Annotated in this window: 15 protein-coding genes, 2 pseudogenes and 1 riboswitch; of the genes and pseudogenes, 1 reads left to right on the forward strand and 16 read right to left on the reverse strand. The window is 65.7% G+C overall.

Annotated features, from left to right (window positions below):
• Window positions 1–561: 561 nt before the first annotated feature.
• Window positions 562–2,913, forward strand: coding sequence for an arylsulfatase (locus tag DD1DGNOD_RS19895; RefSeq protein WP_131768013.1), 2,352 nt, complete (start codon window positions 562–564; stop codon window positions 2,911–2,913).
• Between the two features lie 300 nt (window positions 2,914–3,213).
• Here DD1DGNOD_RS19895 and DD1DGNOD_RS19900 read toward each other — a convergent pair whose 3' ends face one another.
• From DD1DGNOD_RS19900 to rpe, 16 genes and pseudogenes are all read right to left on the reverse strand, one after another.
• Window positions 3,214–4,260 (reverse strand): methyltransferase domain-containing protein, encoded by a 1,047-nt coding sequence (locus tag DD1DGNOD_RS19900; RefSeq protein ID WP_131768014.1) that lies wholly within the window; start codon window positions 4,258–4,260, stop codon window positions 3,214–3,216.
• A gap of 239 nt (window positions 4,261–4,499) precedes the next feature.
• A pseudogene (locus tag DD1DGNOD_RS19905) lies at window positions 4,500–4,688 on the reverse strand (6,7-dimethyl-8-ribityllumazine synthase); the annotation flags it as partial.
• 63 nt (window positions 4,689–4,751) lie between these two features.
• The gene (locus DD1DGNOD_RS19910) at window positions 4,752–5,150 is read right to left on the reverse strand and encodes a hypothetical protein (RefSeq protein WP_131768015.1); all 399 of its coding nucleotides are present in this window, start codon (window positions 5,148–5,150) and stop codon (window positions 4,752–4,754) included.
• A 6-nt stretch (window positions 5,151–5,156) separates the two neighbouring features.
• Window positions 5,157–5,684: a hypothetical protein gene (locus DD1DGNOD_RS19915; protein ID WP_131768016.1), complete on the reverse strand. Its 528-nt coding sequence runs from the start codon at window positions 5,682–5,684 to the stop codon at window positions 5,157–5,159.
• A gap of 183 nt (window positions 5,685–5,867) precedes the next feature.
• The gene (locus DD1DGNOD_RS19920; protein ID WP_283234733.1) at window positions 5,868–6,503 is read right to left on the reverse strand and encodes a RecB family exonuclease; all 636 of its coding nucleotides are present in this window, start codon (window positions 6,501–6,503) and stop codon (window positions 5,868–5,870) included.
• A gap of 22 nt (window positions 6,504–6,525) precedes the next feature.
• Complete coding sequence (locus tag DD1DGNOD_RS19925) at window positions 6,526–6,954, reverse strand: hypothetical protein (RefSeq protein ID WP_131770805.1); 429 nt, start codon at window positions 6,952–6,954, stop codon at window positions 6,526–6,528.
• Window positions 6,929–7,660 carry a DUF433 domain-containing protein gene (locus DD1DGNOD_RS19930; RefSeq protein ID WP_165036906.1) on the reverse strand — a complete coding sequence of 244 codons (732 nt, stop codon included), beginning with the start codon at window positions 7,658–7,660 and terminating at the stop codon, window positions 6,929–6,931. Before DD1DGNOD_RS19930 ends, DD1DGNOD_RS19925 begins: the two co-directional genes overlap by 26 nt.
• Window positions 7,661–7,740: 80 nt before the next feature.
• The gene (locus DD1DGNOD_RS28265; RefSeq protein ID WP_206443316.1) at window positions 7,741–7,980 is read right to left on the reverse strand and encodes a hypothetical protein; all 240 of its coding nucleotides are present in this window, start codon (window positions 7,978–7,980) and stop codon (window positions 7,741–7,743) included.
• Window positions 7,893–8,765 (reverse strand): hypothetical protein, encoded by an 873-nt coding sequence (locus tag DD1DGNOD_RS28270; RefSeq protein WP_206443317.1) that lies wholly within the window; start codon window positions 8,763–8,765, stop codon window positions 7,893–7,895. Before DD1DGNOD_RS28270 ends, DD1DGNOD_RS28265 begins: the two co-directional genes overlap by 88 nt.
• Before the next feature lie 35 nt (window positions 8,766–8,800).
• A complete protein-coding gene (locus tag DD1DGNOD_RS28275; protein ID WP_206443318.1) occupies window positions 8,801–10,432 on the reverse strand; it encodes a site-specific DNA-methyltransferase in 1,632 nt (543 codons plus the stop codon).
• A gap of 27 nt (window positions 10,433–10,459) precedes the next feature.
• Window positions 10,460–13,534: pseudogene (locus DD1DGNOD_RS31365) on the reverse strand (BPTD_3080 family restriction endonuclease).
• Between the two features lie 423 nt (window positions 13,535–13,957).
• Window positions 13,958–14,434 (reverse strand): 6,7-dimethyl-8-ribityllumazine synthase, encoded by a 477-nt coding sequence (gene ribH / locus DD1DGNOD_RS19945; protein WP_131768020.1) that lies wholly within the window; start codon window positions 14,432–14,434, stop codon window positions 13,958–13,960.
• A complete protein-coding gene (locus tag DD1DGNOD_RS19950; RefSeq protein ID WP_131768021.1) occupies window positions 14,431–15,840 on the reverse strand; it encodes a bifunctional 3,4-dihydroxy-2-butanone-4-phosphate synthase/GTP cyclohydrolase II in 1,410 nt (469 codons plus the stop codon). The genes ribH and DD1DGNOD_RS19950 overlap by 4 nt, the downstream gene beginning before the upstream one ends.
• Complete coding sequence (gene ribE / locus DD1DGNOD_RS19955) at window positions 15,837–16,589, reverse strand: riboflavin synthase (protein ID WP_131768033.1); 753 nt, start codon at window positions 16,587–16,589, stop codon at window positions 15,837–15,839. Before ribE ends, DD1DGNOD_RS19950 begins: the two co-directional genes overlap by 4 nt.
• 124 nt (window positions 16,590–16,713) lie before the next feature.
• Window positions 16,714–16,842: riboswitch (FMN riboswitch) on the reverse strand.
• A gap of 166 nt (window positions 16,843–17,008) precedes the next feature.
• Window positions 17,009–17,545 (reverse strand): dCMP deaminase, encoded by a 537-nt coding sequence (locus DD1DGNOD_RS19960; RefSeq protein ID WP_131768022.1) that lies wholly within the window; start codon window positions 17,543–17,545, stop codon window positions 17,009–17,011.
• A gap of 150 nt (window positions 17,546–17,695) precedes the next feature.
• Entirely contained in the window at window positions 17,696–18,394 is a 699-nt protein-coding gene (gene rpe, locus DD1DGNOD_RS19970) for a ribulose-phosphate 3-epimerase (RefSeq protein ID WP_131770807.1), read from the reverse strand.
• Between the last annotated feature and the right edge of the window lie 539 nt (window positions 18,395–18,933).

Raw genomic sequence — 18,933 nt, forward strand, 5'->3', positions numbered from 1 at the left:
TTACAACCAAGAGTCCCCTTAACAAGGGACAGTTACAAGGTTGGCCCGGACCGCCGGGGTCCGCTGGATCGCCCCGGTGACGGCAGTAAACAACCCGCCCGCGGACGCCCCGCAAGTGGGTCCCGGCCCGGGATCGCCCTGTTTGTTCGCGCTCGGCCCCTCACCCGGGGAGGGTGAAACACCCTGGCGGTCCGGTTGCGGGTCACCTGCCGGGAATGACGTGAGCGCACCAACCGGATCCGATCGGCTTTTAAGGAGATCGGATCGACCGGAGCGTCGGTCAGGTAGCGCAGATCCGTTCAGGCAGTGAAGATCCGTTCCAAAGGCGGCCAAGAACTCATGATCGAATATCGCCTAATCATGAAACGGGGGAACATACGGTCGTGCTGGCAACCGTTTTCGCACTCAATTTTCCGATCAGAACAGGACGCTCGACCGCCTGACCGGCGCCCGCAAGCCGAAGACAGTGCGATCATGCTTCTTTCATACTGCCGGACGCTTAGACCCCCGGGTCACTTCAGGCCGTTTTAGGCCACTTTAAGGAGAGGAGCACCGGCTGAGATGCCGCTCAACGAGTACAGATCCGGCACCGCATTCCCCGGCGTGATCGGGCGTACCACGGACGAGTCGAGCCCGGCGTGGCCCCAGCCGGTCCGCGCGGTGCCCGGCACACCGAACGTACTGATGATCGTCCTGGACGACACCGGTTTCGGGCAGTTGGGCTGCTACGGCAGCCCCATCGCGACCCCGAACATCGACACACTGGCCGCGGGCGGGCTCCTCTACAACAACATGCACACCACCGCACTGTGCTCACCGTCGCGCTCGTGCATCATCACCGGGCGCAACCATCATGCCAACGGTATGGCGGCGATCACCGAGCTCGCCACCGGTTATCCGGGCTATGACGGCAACATCCCGTTCGAGAACGGTTTCCTGTCGGAGATGCTGCTCCGACACGGGTACAACACCTACATGGTGGGCAAATGGCACCTTATGCCGTCCGAACAGGAGTCGGCTGCCGGGCCCTACGACCGCTGGCCGCTGGGCCGCGGCTTCGAGCGTTTCTACGGATTCCTCGGCGGCGACACCAGCCAGTGGTATCCGGATCTGGTCCACGACAACCACCAGGTGACACCGGAAAAAACCCCCGAAGCGGGTTACCATCTGACCTCGGACCTGGTGGACAAGGCCATCGACTTCATCGCCGACGCCAAGCAGATCGCCCCGAGCAAACCGTTCTTCCTGAACTTCTGCACCGGCGCCACGCACGCCCCGCACCACGTGCCCAAGGAATGGGCGGACCGTTACTCCGGCCGGTTCGACGACGGCTGGGACGCCTACCGGGAGCGGGTTTTCGCCCGGCAGAAGGAACTGGGTGTGGCGCCACCGGATGCTGAACTGTCCCGGCACGACCCCGACGTCCCCGCATGGGATTCCCTGACGCCCGAGGCCCGCCGACTCGCGGTACGCATGATGGAGGTGTACGCCGGATTCCTGTCCCACACCGACCACCACATCGGCCGGCTGCTGGACTTTCTCCGGGAGACCGGCGAGTTCGACAACACACTGATCATGCTCGTGTCCGACAACGGCGCCAGCGCCGAGGGCGGGGTCACCGGGACCACGAACGAACTGCAGTTCTTCAACAACGCCCCGGAGCCTCTCGAGGACAGCCTCAGAAAAATCGACGACCTCGGTGGCCCCTCGACGTTCAACCACTATCCCTGGGGTTGGACCTGGGCCGGCAACACCCCGTTCCGCCGGTGGAAGCGGGAAACCTACCGCGGCGGGGCCAGCGACCCCTTCGTCGTCCACTGGCCCGCGGGCATCACGGCCCGCGGCGAGGTACGGACCCAGTACGCGCACATCATCGACATCGTGCCGACCGTGCTCGACGTACTCGGTGTCGAGCCGCCGGCCGAAATCAGGGGCGTCGCCCAGTCGCCGCTGCATGGCGTCAGTTTCGCCTATACGTTCGCAGACCCGGCCGCACCGACCCGGCATCACACCCAGTATTTCGAAATGCTCGGGCACCGTGCGATCGATCACGACGGATGGCGTGCGGTGTGCCCATGGCCGGGACCGTCCTTCGCGGAAGCCGGCAAACCGTTCGGTGTACCGATCTCCGCCGAGGAGCTGACCGATCTGGATGCCCACCACTGGGAGCTCTACCATGTGGCGCAGGATTTTGCGGAAAACCACGATGTCGCCGAACAGAACCGAGACAAACTCATCGAGATGATCTCGCTGTGGTACGTGGAGGCCGGCAGATACAACGTGCTTCCCATCGACAGCAGCGGCGCCGTACGGCTGACGGTGGAACGTCCACAGATCACCGAGGCGCGAACCTCCTACACCTTCCGGCCCGGCACCCAGACGCTGCCGTTCACCGTTGCCCCCAGGGTGCTCAACCGCACCCACAGCATCACCGCCGACACGGAAATTCCGCCGGATGGCGCTGAGGGAGTCCTGCTCTGCCAGGGCGCAGGTACCGGCGGCTGGTCGTTCTACGTCAAGGACGGCAGGCTGCGTTACTCCCACAACTATGTCGGACGCGCCGTCTACCACGTGGAGTCCACCGACACCGTGTCCCCCGGCCGGCACCAGCTGCGCTTCGAATTCGAACCCACTGGAAAGCCGGACATCGCCAACGGGGAAGGCACCCCGGGGCGGGCCCGCCTTTACATCGACGGACAGCCGGTCGGAGTGGGCGACATACCCATAACCACGCCCATCGCCTTCAACCCGGGCGGGCTGACCTGTGGCGCCAACCCGGGCTCGCCGGTCGTACCGGACTACCCGGCCCCGTTCCGATTCACCGGTGTACTGCACAGCGTGACCGTCGCTCTCGACGGAGAGCTCATCACGGACATCGAAAGCGAGGCGCGCATGGCCATGTCGCGACAGTAGCCTCTCCAGGCTCTCTCCCGCCTCATCGACGTGGCATGTGACCGTCCCCGTGGCCTGGCGTTCGGATGATATGCCGTGATCAGGAAGTGCACCCAGCCACCCATGGAAACAGACGTCACGGCGCTCAGGGTCAGGTCGAGCCCCCGTTTCCACCGGCTGCTCTCCAGCCTCGGGTACCAACCATGGACTGGAATCATAAAGATCGACTGACAGGAGGACGCTTCGCCGGAAACCGGCCGGACCAGCATTAATGGTGAGGGCCGCGAGATCCGGCTGCGGATCCGATGCTCAGTGCCGACGTTATTGGGAGGATACGAGCTGTTCGGGAGTGTCCAACCAGAACGTCTGCGCTTCGGGGGTGATGGTCAGGCCGAAACGGGAATGGTCCGGCCGCCCGGTGCCGGTCCACCATTCGTACGCCGCTTCCAGTTCCTCCCACAGTCGACGTGGCCCGTAGTGGTACACCTTGTGTCCGTCGGTCCCGGACGTCACCGTGGCCCAGGATCCGGAATCGAAATGCGACATCAGGAGGATCGTTCTGCCGTCGCTGTCGTTCCTTTCTCCCGTGACCCAGCCGGGAAGTCTGGCACCGAGGGCGAAGGCCGCCTCGAAGTCGGTGAACGGTTCACGCGGGAACAGTCCGGTGGTGGTGGCCTCGGCGTCAGCCGTGTCCGATATCTCCCACAGTGCCTCGTCGTCCCGCTGGTTACGCAGACGCATGAACGATGCCCCGCCATGAAACCGGCCCTGGGCGCTGCCGTTGCGGTCGACGGTCAGGCGCAGGAATGCTCCGCGCCCGAAACCACCGACCAGCGGAAGAACGATCCGTCCGCCGGGTCGGGTCTGCTCGACCCAGGCATAGGGAACCCATAACGCGCTGGCCGTGGCCATCACCCGATCGTAGGGGGCGCGTTCGAGATACCCGCGAGTGCCGTCACCGGTGATGACCGTGACCGGATACCCCGTCCGCTCCAGGGCCTGCCGGGCGTGCGCGGCGATCGTGGGATCAATCTCCATCGTGGTGACGTGTCCGGGAGCTGCTCGTTCGGCGAGGAGAGCGGCGTTGTATCCGGTGCCGGTACCGATTTCGAGGACATCGGTTCCCACTGTCACGTCGAGCAGCTCGAGCATCTCCGCCATGACGGACGGTGCGCTGCTGGAACTGGTCGGAATGATCCCCCTGCCGTCGTACTCGTTCGTCCCGTCGTCGGCCTGGGTGACGACCGCATCGCCGTCGTTGACGATTCTCAACCATTCCTCGGGATTCTCTGCCCTGCTCAGCGGGACCATCCACCCGTCCGCGCGTCTGACCCAGATCACATCCGGGACGAAGTCCTCGCGTTTCATATGCCTCTCATGCGTTTCCGGAGCCGTTGCACAGCGGGCAGGTCACACTTTGCGCCTTGCCGCCTTCCTTGCCGTCCCGAGTGACCTCGATCGTTCCTCTACCGCTGCACCGCGGACACTTCGGCGGAGTCCCACTGTGTTTCCCCATGTCCACACCTTAAACTTCGGCCACGGTCGGGACCGCCGGCGGCGCGCAGGACCACGATCGCGCCGTCTTCGGTCCGGCTGTGTCCTTCGGTTCAGCCGTGGCGCAGTTCCCGCAGGACGTTCGCGGTCTCCAGCACGGCGAAGGTGGCTTCGCGGCCCTTGTCCTCCGTCGAGGAGGGCAGACCCGCGCGATCCCGCGCCTGCTCGACCGTGTCGCAGGTCAGGACACCGAAGCCCACCGAGACCCCGGTGTCCAGAGCGACCCGGGTGTGTCGCTGCGTTGTCGCCGCTGACTCCGGACAGCTGCATGACAGACGCGGCGTCCTCGTCGGACCGGCGCCCTTTTAGCGTCCGATCGCCTGCCGGTACTTCTTCAGCAGCGTCTCGTCCTCCGAAAAGAAGTGATCAAGAAGATTGCGCAGGTCGCCTAGATCAGGTGTCTGCCGCGGCGGAAAAACGTGCTGTTCCACACGGAAAGTTCCGTCGCCAAGGTTGTACATCGTGTACAGACCCAGCTTCAGTCTGTCGAGTTCCAACAAGATGTCATCGCGCAGCGGAAGCTCATCCTCGGCCGAGACCGTTTCGACGACGAGACTTGGGTAGTGCGCCCACCGGCCATGAGCCGCCGCCTCGTAGAGCGACTCCAACCGGTTGGCCTCCGACACCCTCTTGATTTCGAAGGATGAGATCGTGAGCTCAACATCGGGTAGCAGAGGCGATCTCCACACCTCGACCGCGACCACATCAGGTCACGACCACTGGCCGCTGGCACGTGCCCGTCCGCGCGCGGTCGCGGTCTCGCGCACATGACCGAATGTGAGCGTTCTGGTATCGAGATCGCTCCTGTACCAGTCGACGAACGACTGGTACATCTCGGACTCCCGGCGGACCAGCTGTCCGGGGCCCGGAGAGGTGAACCCGACGTCATCTACCAACGTTTCAGATGCCTCGGCATCCGGCGCTTGGACCGCATCATCAACACGGGCGAGCGTCCCACCCCGACCGCGCCCCGGTCGGACGAGACCGGCGGCCTTGAGCTCATCCACAGCCGCCCGATAGCGATCATTCGTGAGTCTGACCAGGCTGCGGAGCCGCAGACCGCCGATGGCGCTGCCATCAGGCGGAAGCCGATCAAAAACCTGGCGTGCATCGGCAGACATCTCCGGCCAAAGCCGGGCGCTGTCGGCCGTCACCCGGCGAATCCGCCGCCCTTCCCTGATCGCCAGCCCTGCCGAGACGAGCTCCTCCACGGCGCTCTCGAACTGTGCATCCCTCATCTTCAGACGGTCTTGCAGAGGACCGCAGTTGGACGACGTAGAGCCGATCTCCGCATATAACCGTGCCGCCGCTCTGGAGAGTGCCATCCCGCCCCCACCGTCCATCAGGCTCGTTGCCCCGTATCGTCGCCGTGGATATATCCGGCGCGTCGGACGATTCTATGAATCCCGGTCTGCTCCCTGTCAGGCGGGCTTGTCGCGACAGATGCCGGCGAGATCGCAGGTGCCGCGTGCTGTGCACCAATGCCGATGGCGCGGCAGGTCATTGGCGCGCAGGGCCTCCCCGGCGTCCCGGATTTTGCCCTGGATGTCGCCGAGCAGAGACTCGTCGACGACCTCGCGGGTACTGCGGGACCGCTCGTCGAGGTTGAGAACCTCCACAAGGTCGGCCCGCTGGCTGGTCAGGTCCTGGTAGCCGAGGGCGTACACGTGAAGTTGGTCGCGGGTAACGTCCTCGGCCTGGGCCCGTTCGGTGGACTTGAAGTCCACAATCGAGGTCTCGTTCGTATCCAGCCGGCGGATGAGGTCGATCCGACCGTCCACGGTGATGCCCGGGGCGACCCGCACCTGCACCTGCTGCTCGCTGTACAGAGTCTGTCCGAGGGTTCCCCGGTTCTCAAGGAGATAGCGGCTGACCGCCTTGCGGGCAGCGTCGCGGAACTGCTCCCGCAGCGTCGGGTAGGCGAACGGGACGTTCAGATGCCGATCGACCAGATCCGCGACCTCCGTCGGTGAGGCCAGGTCACCGTCAATGGCCCGCTTGTGGATCTCTGCCATGACGTCATGCACGGACTTGCCGTAGCCGAGCGCCTCATGGATCGGCGGGTTGAACCCGCTGTATTCATTCGCGTCGAAGCGGCATGTCGACTATGCGGTCGGCGTGCACATGGAAAAAATAGGGGCCAGAACGCTGTGACGTGATGTGATGTATCGCTTCGATGTTAGCGATGAAGCGATCGGCCATCTGTGGGCCTGTCAGGTCCTGCCTGGCGAGAGCGAAGCACCGTGCCCGAGACTCGACTATCGCCTTTCGTATCAACCCGTCGAAGCGCATTGCCGTGTCGTTTGTCAGAATCACCATATTGAGAGCCGAGACCTCGGGTATCCACTCGTGATCCTTGGCCTCCTGCGACTTCTCCGTGCCGTAGTGCTCCTGCATAGCCACGACCACGAATCCGGCGTGACGTAACCTGCTCGGAACGATTTTTGCTCCGAGATCACGGTCGGCGAAGAAGATCGGCGGTTCAGGTGGCGTATCGGGCGGCGACATCTACAGCGTCCGCGATCTCGTCGGCTGGGATCCCGTAGTCATCGGTCAGGTCCCCAATACTTTCACCCGCTTGGTGACGGCGTAGGACGGTCTCGACACGGACTCCGCTGTGGAGAAAGTAAGGGCGCCCGAAGTTCATCTGCGGATCAACTGCGATCAAGGCCGTATCGTATCCGGGGAGTTGAATCCGATCGACTAGATCATCATCCGCATAGCTGATGAGTCTCAGGTACCTCTGCACAACTTCGGTGAAAACACGCTGACCGCTGCGGAGACTGACCAGCTCGAGGGCTCGGCGTGCAGCCAGCGGATCGGCGTCATTGTGATGGGCATAGTCCCACAGCAGCTCCGCCCCGACGAGGTACAGCCGCTTGCTTGCCAGGGCGTGCCCGATGCCTACTTCGGCCCGCAGAAAGTCAAGAGCCGGGCGGATCTGTTGTAGAGGCACGTGCGCCTGCCGGAAAGCAGCGAGAACCATCCCCTCGGCCAGCCCCACGAACGGCACGGACGGTCCGTTTCGGTAGGTGGGTGGCACTGAGGTGACCACCGCATCCTTGGCGACCGCCCCACGCCCCTCGCGCCGCCGTACGTATCCTCTGGCCCAGGTGGCGAACGTGGTGCGTTTGAGCGCCAGGTACCGAGCGGCCTCCGCCACGGTGTAGAGCGGGACGGTCAGCCGTACGTCGTCGGCCGCTGTCGTACTCATGGACCGATCATGACATATCAGTGGTTGATCGTGGTCTTCCGGCGCGCCGGATGGTTCGTCAACCACTGAAAGATCACAGATCATACCTCGTAGATTTTGAGGACTTCGTCGCCGTAGTGGTTGATGGCCTTGACCGCGATCCTGCCGGTGTCGGGTTTGGGGAACGGCCGGGACCGGGTTGTGTAAAGGGTTGACCAGGCGGCCTCGTCGATGTCTGCCTTCAGCGCCTTCTTCAGCCGCGCGTAGGGGTCGTTGCCGGCCCCGGAGAAGTAGCAGTGCCGGACGAAGAACGACTCCCCGTTGTAGGCCGTGTCCACCATCCACAGAGCGATGCTGGACGGGTCGTCCGAGCGGATCTGGCCGGTGGTCGGGTCACGTCGATGCCCCGGATGTCGGCCACGAGCCCGTCGGGCGTGTGCTCGATCTCGATGTCCGGCTCACCGAACACGGTGAACAGGTTCGCCGCGCCCGTCTTCTTCAGCAGCTCGTCGCCCATGGCCAGGTCCGGGTTCATCCGGACCAGCAGGATTGGCAACCGCCCGAGTTGGCGTTCCGCGGCGACGGAGGCGAAGTCCGCACCCTCGGATGGGCGGAACTCCCCGACCACCTCACCGGCCTGGGCGTCGAAGACGAACCCGAGAACGAGCAGCAGGTCGTGACCCTGGCCGCGCAGCGCCTCACGGGCGGCGTCCTTGATGAACGTCGGGCTGACCGTGCCGTACTCCGGGCCGATCGCGACAGCGACGTGCTGCGGGGTGCCCGCGTCGGCGTCCCGGCGGGTACCGACGGCCTGCACGTACCTGCCGGCGTGCGGTTCAAGCGTGTCGAAAACGAGCCGTTCCCGCTTGAGTCCGTTCTGGACGCCCGCGGCCCGCAGGTTCTCCAGGATCGTCGACTCGTACGAGGACGCCTCCACGGACTCCGACGCCTCCCGCTCGGTGCGGGGTAGATCCGCCTCGAGGCCGAGCGCCCGATGCGGCGACAGGCTCTCCACCGTGAACCGGCCGGACACTCGGATCTTCCGCTTGTCCTCGTACGGACGGTCGTAGAGCAGCTCGGTCTCAGCATGCCGTTTGATCGCCGCGTCGATCTCCTCGCGGGTCATGCCCTCGACGATGTCCGGGTTGTTCGCGATCGACTTCAGCGTGACGTGCGGGACCCACTCGTAGACGAAACCCTTGCGGATGTCGCCCTTCGTGCCGCCGGTGGGCCGGGGTGTTCCGTGAGCGCGGCCTCCTTTGCCCGTCCTTCCGGGGAGTCCGCCAGCAGGTAGTAGGGCAGCTTCGCCCCCATCAGCCGCTGCCGCGCCAGCGCGATAGCCATCTGGGATGTGTCGATCGTGATCCACCGCCGCCCCCACTGCTCGGCGACCAGCGCGGTAGTCCCCGACCCGCACGTCGGGTCGAGCACCAGATCCCCCGGATCCGTCGTCATCAACATACAACGCTCGATAACGCGCGTATGAGTCTGCACGATATATGTTTTTGGGTCACCAAATCCTGATGTTACAGTATCATCCCAAAGATTAGAAAATGGGAATGCAGGAAAATCGTCAAAATAGCGAATATAGGTCAATGTATTGCCAACGTCCACAAGACGTGACGCGAGTTTCAGTCTTTCCATTCCGAGGACATTGGTTTTCCAGCGCGCTTTCGGTCCAGGCGTGAAAGATCGACCATTAATGTCTACCTCAAACCAGGATGCGGCACCCTCTCCCTTTGCTCGACCAAGTCCTTGACTTGTAAGCTGATCCCGTCGAAAAAGCCGTCCCTCGAGATTTCCTGCGAGTTCTTCGATGGAGGCTTGCCGCCTCACCCCTTGCCGATCTTCGACCCAAGTGTACTGCCCGGAACCGGTTCCACCGAATTCTCGCAGTCGGTAGAGTGTGCGGTATTTAGTTTGTTCGGAGACGCGTGCATACCACAATAGATAATCGTTTACGCCGGCCAGGCCCTCACCGGTAGAGCTTGTGGTCTTCTTATAAGTAATTAACGATCTAAAGTTCTCTGAACCGAAGACTTCGTCCAGTAGGCAGCGAACGAGGTGGACGTTTTCGTCGCCGATCTGGACGAAGATGCTGCCGGAGTCGGTGAGCAGGTCGCGGGCGACCGTCAGGCGGTCGCGCAGGTACGACAGATAGGAGTGGATACCCAACTCCCAGGTGTCGCGGAACGCCTTGATCTGCTCGACCTCGCGGGTGGCGTCCTCGAGCTTGCCGTCCTTGACGTCCCGCTTGCGGGTGGAGACCTGCCAGTTCGAGCCGAACTTGATGCCGTAGGGCGGGTCCAGATAGATCATCTGGACTTTGCCGCGCAGGTCCTCGCGTTCGGCGAGCGATGCCATGACCTCAAGGGAGTCACCGAGGATCATGCAGTTGGACCAGTTCGCCGCGTGCCGGTAGTAGTCGACCGCGTCGAAGTCGTCCAGACCGTCGAAGTCGGCGAACAGGTCGAGTTCGTCCTGCTGGGCGCCCCGGGTCGACGCTTTGCGGATCTCCTCGACCAGCACCAGCGGGTCGATCTTCTCCTGGATGTAGACGGGTGGGGCGGTCACCGCGAGGTCGACCGAGTCCTGGGCGTCCTTGCCCTTCCACACGAGCTGCGGATCAAGCGACGGATCCCGCTCGTACACGACGGTGACCGGCTGTTCGACCTCGTCCGGGACGAAGTCGTGCGCGTCCGCGGTGGGGATGTTGACCCGCTTGTCGTCGTGCCGGATCGACGTCACCGGCACCGAACCAGCCGGCGCGGGGGTCTTCTTACGCGGCGGCATGCTTGTCTTCCCCTCCGTTGGAACCCGTCATGTCGGCAGCCCGGTGATAGGGGCGTCCGCGTAGAGAAGGTCGATCGCCTCGCAGAGCTTCTCCCGGGTGGTCACCGGATCGGTGATCTCGATGTAGCCCCAGCGGCCGTACCCGCCGTGGTTGTTCACGGCCGCGCACCACAGGTTGCGTGCGGTGTCCGCCTTGCTCGACGTCATCGCCCTCATCGTCGGGTTCTGAGTCTTGAACGAGCCGGACACCTCCACGATCAGATGCCGGGGCACGTCGTCGTCCCGCTGGGCCAGCCGTACGAGGAAGTCCGGCAGGTAGCGGCGGGTCCGTGCACCGTGTACGTAGGGGATGTCGAACTCCAGATGGTCGTTTTTCACATAGGCGGCGACCTGAGGCAGGGACTCCAGCGTCTGGGCCATGATCTGTTCCCAGGTGTTGCCGTCGAAGCCGTCGAGCACGACACAGTTGACGTGGCACTTCTTCGGGTCGGTCTCCATCGTTCGCTTCGTGGTGAAGAAGTCGATGACATCGGTCGAGCCCTGCGGGTCGTACCGGCGGAAGATCGGCGTGATCCGTTCCTCCCCGGGGCCGGTTTCCGGAGAAACCGCATGCCAGATCCGCTCGACCGCGATCTCCCGCAGCTCGGCGAGGGTGAGATGACCGACGCACGCCCCCGGCTCGTAGGTCACGCACTCGTCCAGCCACTGTCGGGCGATCCGGACGAGATCCGGGAACAACCATCGCCGTGGTTCCCCTCCGGCGTCGGTGAGGAAGCGGCTGAGCAGCGCATGCGCGAGTTGGAAGGCGACCTCCTGCGGCCGTTTCCCGGCCAGCTCGGCCAGATCGTGGATCTCCTTCTCGCCGACGACCCCACGGCTCTCGGTCCAGCTCGCGATGTCGAACGGCACCTGGAAGTGGTGCTCCTTGCCGAACTGGGCGGTGAGCCGCCCGTCAGGAATCTCGACCCGGTAGCCGTCGAGTTTCGGGAAGACGATCCGCGCGTCCGCCCGGTCCTCGACCGCCTTCACCTGTGTCTGCGGCCGGCGCGGTCTCGGGTCGGCATTCTCCGGTGAGATCCGGATGAACGAGAACGGTACGCCATAGACCTCTGCGTACTCCGGTTCGAACATCCCGTCCTCGTTCACCGTGTAGGAGCGTCGGCGCAGCCCGCGCCCGACCACCTGCTCGCAGAGCAGCTGCGACCCGAACGCGCGCACGCCCAGGATGTGGGTGACCGTGTTCGCATCCCACCCTTCGGTGAGCATCGACACGGACACCACGCAGCGCACGCCTTCACCGAGCTTGCCCGCCTTGCCGACGGTGTTCATGACCTCGCGCAGGATGGTGGCGTCATCGAGTTCTTCGGTCGGTCGGTCGGCCGGTGCGGGCCGAGTACTCGGCCTTGAACGCCTCGATCTCCGCGGCGGCGATCTTCTTGAAGTCCTCCTTCAGACCCTCGCCGGACTCCAACTGGATCGAGTCGACCAGGATCGTGCGGGGACGCGGGAGCCAGCGGCCGTCGGCGACGTTCGAGAACAACGGCAGCGCCCCCGGCACCACAGTGGTCACCCGACCCGCGGCCTGTTCGAAGCCGGAGACGAAGTCGTAGACCAGCTTGGACACGGTCGTGTTGTTGCAGACCACGATGAACACCGGGGGTGTCTCACCCCGGGCGGCGGCATCCGAGGACTCCCAGCGGGCGAACGCCTTGGCGTAGTTGCCGTACAGGCTGCGCAACGCCCCCTCCAACGCGCCGGGTAGACCCTGGCCGGCCAACGTCGTGCCCTTCGGGAGCCGTTTCGGCAGCTCGGCGCCGACCTTCGACCACAGGTGCAGGTAGGCCACCTCGTCACCGGTGGCGTCGTCGTCCACGGGAACTCGTGGGATCTTGACGATGCCGGCTTCGATCGCGTCCATCAGGGAGAAGTCGCTGACAACCCAGGGGAACAGGTAGCCCTCCGGGTAACCGGATCCCTTGAGGAAGAACGGGGTTGCGGACAGGTCGTACACCGTCTTGATGCCGATCTTGCGGGTGATGTGGCGCAGCCCGGAGAACCACACTCCGGCGTCGGCGTTCCGGCTGTGCGCCTCCTTCTTCTCCTCACCAGCCAGGTCGTCCTCGGTCGTGGCGTTCTCACCGACCGCGGCTACCCGGCCCCGGTAGCAGTGGTGCGCCTCGTCGTTGAGCACGACGATCTCGGACGTGCGGGAGCCGGAGAACTCCCGCAGCACCCGGTTGACCATCTGGTCCGGGGTTTCGACGAACGGATCGTCCGACCCGCCCGCGGTCAGCAGAAGCTTGGTGCTGGTCGAGATCCCCTTGCCTTCCTTCGTGGCGCGCAGAAGACGCGCAGAAGAAAGGAATGGAAGTTCGTGATGACGATCTCAGCCTGGCGCAGTGGCCCCCACAAGTCTGCGGGGACGAGATCACGCTGCTTGTAGTAGTTCTCCTCGTCCGCGGGGAGCAGCACCCGCAACCGGTCCCGGATCGTGACACCAGGCGTCACCAGCAGGAAACGGCGGGTGAAACGGGCGTCCTGCGGGCTCGCGACCTTGTTCAGGGTCTGCCAGGCGATCAGCATCGCCATCACGACCGTCTTGCCCGCGCCGGTCGCCATCTTGAACGCGACCCGAGGGAGCCCGTCGTTGTGGTCGAGGTTCTGCTCGGCCAGGGCATTGCGAACCCACTCGTCACCCTGCTTCGGCGCGGCCTCCGCGATGAAGATGGCAGTCTCGGCGGCCTCCCGCTGGCAGAACAGGACGCGGTTCTCCCGCTCCTCATCCGACCAGTACTCCAGCAGCCGGCGGGTCGTCGGGGTGACATTCGGATAACCCCGTTGCCGCCAGATGTCGACCCGCTCTCGGATCTGGTCGACCTGTTCGTTACGGCGGCGCCGTTCCGCCACGTCGAGGATGTCAAGCTCGGTCTGTATAGCCTTCCCCCGGCCCTTGCGGGGCGCGGGAACCGGAATCCACGACTCACTGGGCCGTCGGGTGGCCGCGAGCTCGTCGGTGATCAGACCCTGCTCGTCGAACTGCCAGTGCCGTTTCGGCTCGGCGTACGGCGAGTTGATGATCGGATTCTCGATCACTGTACTCATGACGACGGTGTCACCTCCCCCGATGGCCTCGGCAAGAGCCGGCACGCGCCAGCTGGCCGCCTCGCCGTCGGCCCCGATAGCGCGGCCGATCGGACAACCAGCACAGCGTAGCGATCGAGTCCGACAGATCCGCTATGTGGTCGCGAACCGCTTATCTCGATCTTTCAAAGGAGCTAACCGATAAGTTCACGTCACATGCTCGCCCGGCGGCTCAGCGCCAGTGTTTCTTCTTGTCCTTCTTCATCCCGTCAGCGATCTTGCTGGTTACGGGAGGTTCTTGAAGCGGGTCGCTGAATGGAGGAGGTTCCCGCGGGCGGCCTGTCTTTGCGGTTCGACGACGTTCTCCGCCGGCGCGCAGAACCACGATCGCGCCGCCTTCGATCCGACCACGGACCAGCCACGGTCCGACGGCTCGACCACGGTCTAGCCGTGGCGCAGTTCCCGCAGGACGTTCGCGGTCTCCAGCACGGCGAAGGTGGCTTCGCGGCCCTTGTCCTCCGTCGAGGAGGGCAGGCCCGCGCGATCCCGCGCCTGCTCGAGCGTGTCGCAGGTCAGGACACCGAAACCCACCGGGACCCCGGTGTCCAGGGCGACCCGGGTGAGCCCCTCGGTCACCGACTGGCAGACGTAGTCGAAGTGCGGGGTGCCACCGCGGATCACCACGCCCAGCGCCACCACCGCGTCATGATCGGCGGCCAGGGCCGCCGCCACGACAGGCAGTTCGACCGCGCCGGGTACCCGGACCAGCAGCGGTGACGTGACAGCGGCGTCCTTGGCCGCCCGCAGCGCGCCGTCGACGAGGGCATCGGTGATCTCGCCGTGCCAGCGGGTCGCCACAACGGCCAGCCGCAGGCCGGCGCCGTCCGGGACCAACGGCGCCGGCGAACCATAACCGCTCATGCCGACTCGCCCTGACATACATCCGCCATCATCAGATCCTCGTCCATCACCACCGGATCCGCATCCGTGCGGCTCACGCCCGCGCCCGCGCTCGTGCTCGTAGTCGCGCTCCCGACGCAGTGAAGCGGGACGTCGGCGCGGACTCCCCCGACCTTCGGCAGGCCCGGCAGTTTCGGCAGGCCCGGCAGGTCGTGCCCCATCCGGTCCCGCTTGGTGGTGAGGTAGCGCAGGTTCTCCGGGGTGAAGTTCACCGGCAGCCCGACCCGTTCGACGATCTCCAGGCCGTAGCCTTCCAGACCGGCCCGCTTGGTCGGGTTGTTCGTCAGCAGCCGCATCGTCCGGACGCCGAGATCGACCAGGATCTGGGCGCCCGTGCCGTAGTCACGCGCGTCCGCCGGTAGGCCGAGAGCGAGGTTGGCGTCCACGGTGTCGTGCCCGGCGTCCTGCATCTGGTACGCGCGCAGCTTGTGGATGAGGCCGACGCCGCGACCCTCGTGCCCCCGCATGTAGAGGACCACACCCCGCCCCTCCTGGGCGATCATGCGCAGCGCGGCGTCGAGTTGCGTCCCGCAGTCGCAGCGGCGGGAACCGAAGACGTCACCGGTGAGGCATTCGCTGTGCACCCGCACCAGCACGTTACGGCCGTCCCCGATGTCGCCCTTGACCAGCGCCACATGCTCCACGTCCTCGATGGCGCTGCGGTAGCCGAGGGCACGGAACTCCCCGTAGGGGGTGGGGATCCTCGTGTTGGCGACCTGCTCCACGTGCTGTTCGCTGCGCCGCCGGTACGCCACCAGGTCGGCGATGGAGATCAGCAGCAGCCCGTGCTCCTCGGCGAACTTCGCCAGTTCCGGCAGGCGGGCCATGGTGCCGTCGTCGTTGACGATCTCGCAGATGGCCCCGGCGGGACGCAGCCCCGCGAGCCTCGCCAGGTCCACCGCGGCCTCGGTGTGGCCGGGGCGCCGCAGCACCCCACCGGCCTTCGCGCGCAGCGGGAACACGTGGCCGGGTTTGGTGATGTGCGCGACGGTGGTCGCCGGATCGGCGAGCAGCCTGATGCTCAGCGCCCGGTCGGCCGCGGAGATACCGGTCGTCACCCCGGCCCGGGCGTCGACGGAGACAGTGAACGCGGTACCCATCCGCTCGGTGTTGTGCGGGACCATCTGATCAAGTTCGAGCCGGTCGAGGTCGGCGCCGTCCATGGGTACGCAGACCACCCCGGACGTATAGCGGATCATGAAGGCCAACAGCTCCGGCGTGGCCTTCTCCGCTGCGAAGATCAGATCGCCTTCGTTCTCCCGGTCGGCGTCGTCGACGACGACGACCGGCCGTCCGGCGGCGATCTGCGCGACCGCGTCATCGACGGAGGCGAAACGCGCGTCACCGACTGACAGAGATGTGATCATGACAGTTGCCTGCTCCCGCTGTGGATTATGGGCGTGGTGAACGAACCGGCGCCGGTCGTGTCTGCCGCGGCGACGAGCTTCTCGACGTACTTCGCCAGGACGTCGACCTCGAGGTTGACCCGCTCCCCCACCGCCCGCCGGCCAAGGGTCGTTGCCTGCAACGTCGTCGGGATCAGGCTCACCGTGAACGAGGCAGGCGTGGACGCGCTCGCTGCGACGACCTCGACGACCGTCAGGCTGACGCCGTCAACGGTCACGGATCCCTTCTCGACGAGATAGCGCTCCAGGCCCGGCGGCAGGCCGATGCGCACGATCTCCCACTGCGTGTCCGGGCCGAAGGTGACGCGATCATGCTCTGTCGCGTCACCGGAGGCCGTCGCAGATGTAGCAGATGTGCTGGACCGGCGTTCGAGGACCGCGCCGACGCCGTCCACATGCCCCTGCACGAGATGCCCGCCGAGGCGGTCGGCAAGGCGCACGGGACGTTCCAGGTTGACCCGGTCGCCAGCGGACAGGCCGCCCAGGGCCGAACGGTCGAGCGTCTCCTGCATGACGTCGGCGGCGAACGCCTGTCCGTCGCCGCGAGGAAACCAACTGGTGACGGTCAGACAGACCCCGTTGACCGCGATGGACGCGCCCTCGCTGACGTCCTCGAGCACCTTCGTAGCATCAATGATCAGTCGGGCCGCGGCCGGCCGCGGCTGGACGGCCGCGACTACGCCGAGTTCTTCGACAATGCCGGTGAACATTCCTGGCGTGCCCTCTCGTCTCGGCATCACGTCCGAGACAGAGGCGATCACGCGGGACACGTCCGGCACATGGGCGCCGGCACGGGCCGTCGACGGATCTGGAACCGCCGGGCGGCACACGCCCGCGCGCGTCCTCCCATCCGGACTTTCACCGTCGGTCCCGGAATTTCACCGGGTCAGCCGCCCGCTGGCTGCGGACGGGTCGCGGACTGTCACCGCCGGCTCGGAGTTTCACCGACCCCGGAGCGCGCATGCTGCTAACTACCTGACCAAGTCTTGCACATGGAGACGGCACAGGTGCAAGAAAGCTCACTCGATACCGGAAAGCAATGTTCTAATCACGCTTAGTCCAGATTCACATGGCCGCTTTGCCGGATAGTTCACATGATCATTTCATGCGAGCACTTCACGTGAGCACTTCACGTGAGCAGATGCGCGTTGACCGCCCGGACCGCGGCGGCGAGACCTGGAACCTCGACGACGTCGAGACCGACACGCCGCATGATCTCCGCGCCTTCGCAGTCGACGAATACCTCGGGTTCACGCCAGGCGAAGACCACCCGGCGGATCCCCGCCTCGATGATCATTTCGGTGCACGTCCGGGGCCGCGACGCCCGGGCGCTGCACGGCTCCAGCGAGCTGTAGAGCGTCAGCGAGCTGCCGGACGCCGGCGGGCCGCTCGGCAACGCCCGGTCGGCCCGGTCGGGCGAGTCCGGTCCGTCGGACCGGTCGAGCGGGTCTGGCGGGTCTGGCCGGTCCGGCCAGGCGAGCTGCGCGAGCCTGCGCAACGCGACCTCCTCGGCGTGGTCATGCGGGTCGAGCTCGCGGGAGTAACCGGTCGCCAACACTCGTGCGGACGCGTCCGCCGTCGCGCCCACTGATCGGTCGACGATGACTGCGCCCACCGAGAACGCGCTCGGTGACGGCGGGCAGCGCCACGAGATCTCGATCGCCATCCGCAGCCACCGAACGTCCTCGCCGTCTGGCACGTCGACGTCTGATGTCTCAACACCAGGTGTCTCAACACCAGGTGTCTCGGTGTCTGGCGTACCGACGGGCGGTTCCCGGCGTCCCGCATCCGCCCCGCCGTCCGCCGCCACGGCCACTCAGTTCTTCCCGAGGACCGGTGCCACCAGCCGCGGGGAGGCTTCCAGCGCCTGCGCGCGCAGCGCCTCCAGCGCCGCGGCAGGATCGGCAGCACCGTAGACGGCGGTGCCGGCGACGAACACGTCCACCCCGGCCTGCGCGGCCCGCTCGATGGTGTCGGCGTTGACCCCGCCGTCGATCTGCAGCCACAGATCCAGACCGCGGTCGTCCAGCAGCCGCCGGGCCGCCGCGATCTTCGGCAGGACCTCGTCCATGAACTTCTGGCCGCCGAACCCGGGCTCGATGGTCATCAGCAGCAGCAGGTCGAAACGGTGCAGGTCATCGGCATAGCGCTCAACGGGAGTGGCCGGTTTGACCGCGAGCCCGGTGCGCGCGCCGGCGGCCCGGATGGCGTCGCTCGTGCGAGGCAGATCGGTGACGGCCTCGGCGTGGATGGTCACGTTCGCCGCACCCCGCTCGGCGTAGCCGGCGGCCCACCGGTCCGGATCGTCGATCATCAGATGGCAGTCGAGCGGGATGGTGGTGATCTTGCGCAACGCGGTCACCGTGTCCGGCGCGAACGCGAGGTTGGGGACGAAGTGGTAGTCCATGACGTCGACGTGCAGCCAGTCGGCGTGCCCCTCGACCGCACGTGCCGCTTCGGCGATCCGCCCGAAGTCGGCGGCCAGCAGGCTCGGGTAGATCTGCGCGGTTGCCACGCCTGCGAGCGTATCGACCAGGCCGGACCCGCTGTGGACGTCGAGCCGCGGGAGGACCTTCGGCGGCCCGGCGAGACGTCCGGCCATGGCATCCGACACCGGTCGCCGCACCCACTCGCCCCCACCTGCAACGGATCCGGTTTCCGGGATTCGGTCGGTCGGTCGAGGTCACGACCAGGGCCGCGCGGCTGCCGTCACGCCGTGGGACGCCCATGACGCCGGGAACATGGGCGCATTCCTCCGGGTCCGGACGGACCCGGAAGGGGTGAACGCGCTGGTCGCACGTCTGCCATGGACATCTCACGGGAAGTTTCCGCACCGGAACGGATGTACACAGTGTGGACGTGACTACTCTACGTCCGCTGTCCCCGGGTCGAGAAAGGACGTCGAATGGTGCATGTCATCCCGCATGGCCTGTCCGCGTCAGGGCGCCGGCTGGCCACGATCCTGACGACGCTGGTGACCACCGCCACGCTCACGGTCGGCCTGTCAGCGGTGGCCGCGCCCGCGCAGGCCCAGAGCACGCCCACGCCAACCCA

The sequence above is a fragment of the Candidatus Protofrankia californiensis genome, assembly GCF_900634765.1.
GTDB lineage: Bacteria > Actinomycetota > Actinomycetes > Frankiales > Frankiaceae > Protofrankia > Protofrankia californiensis.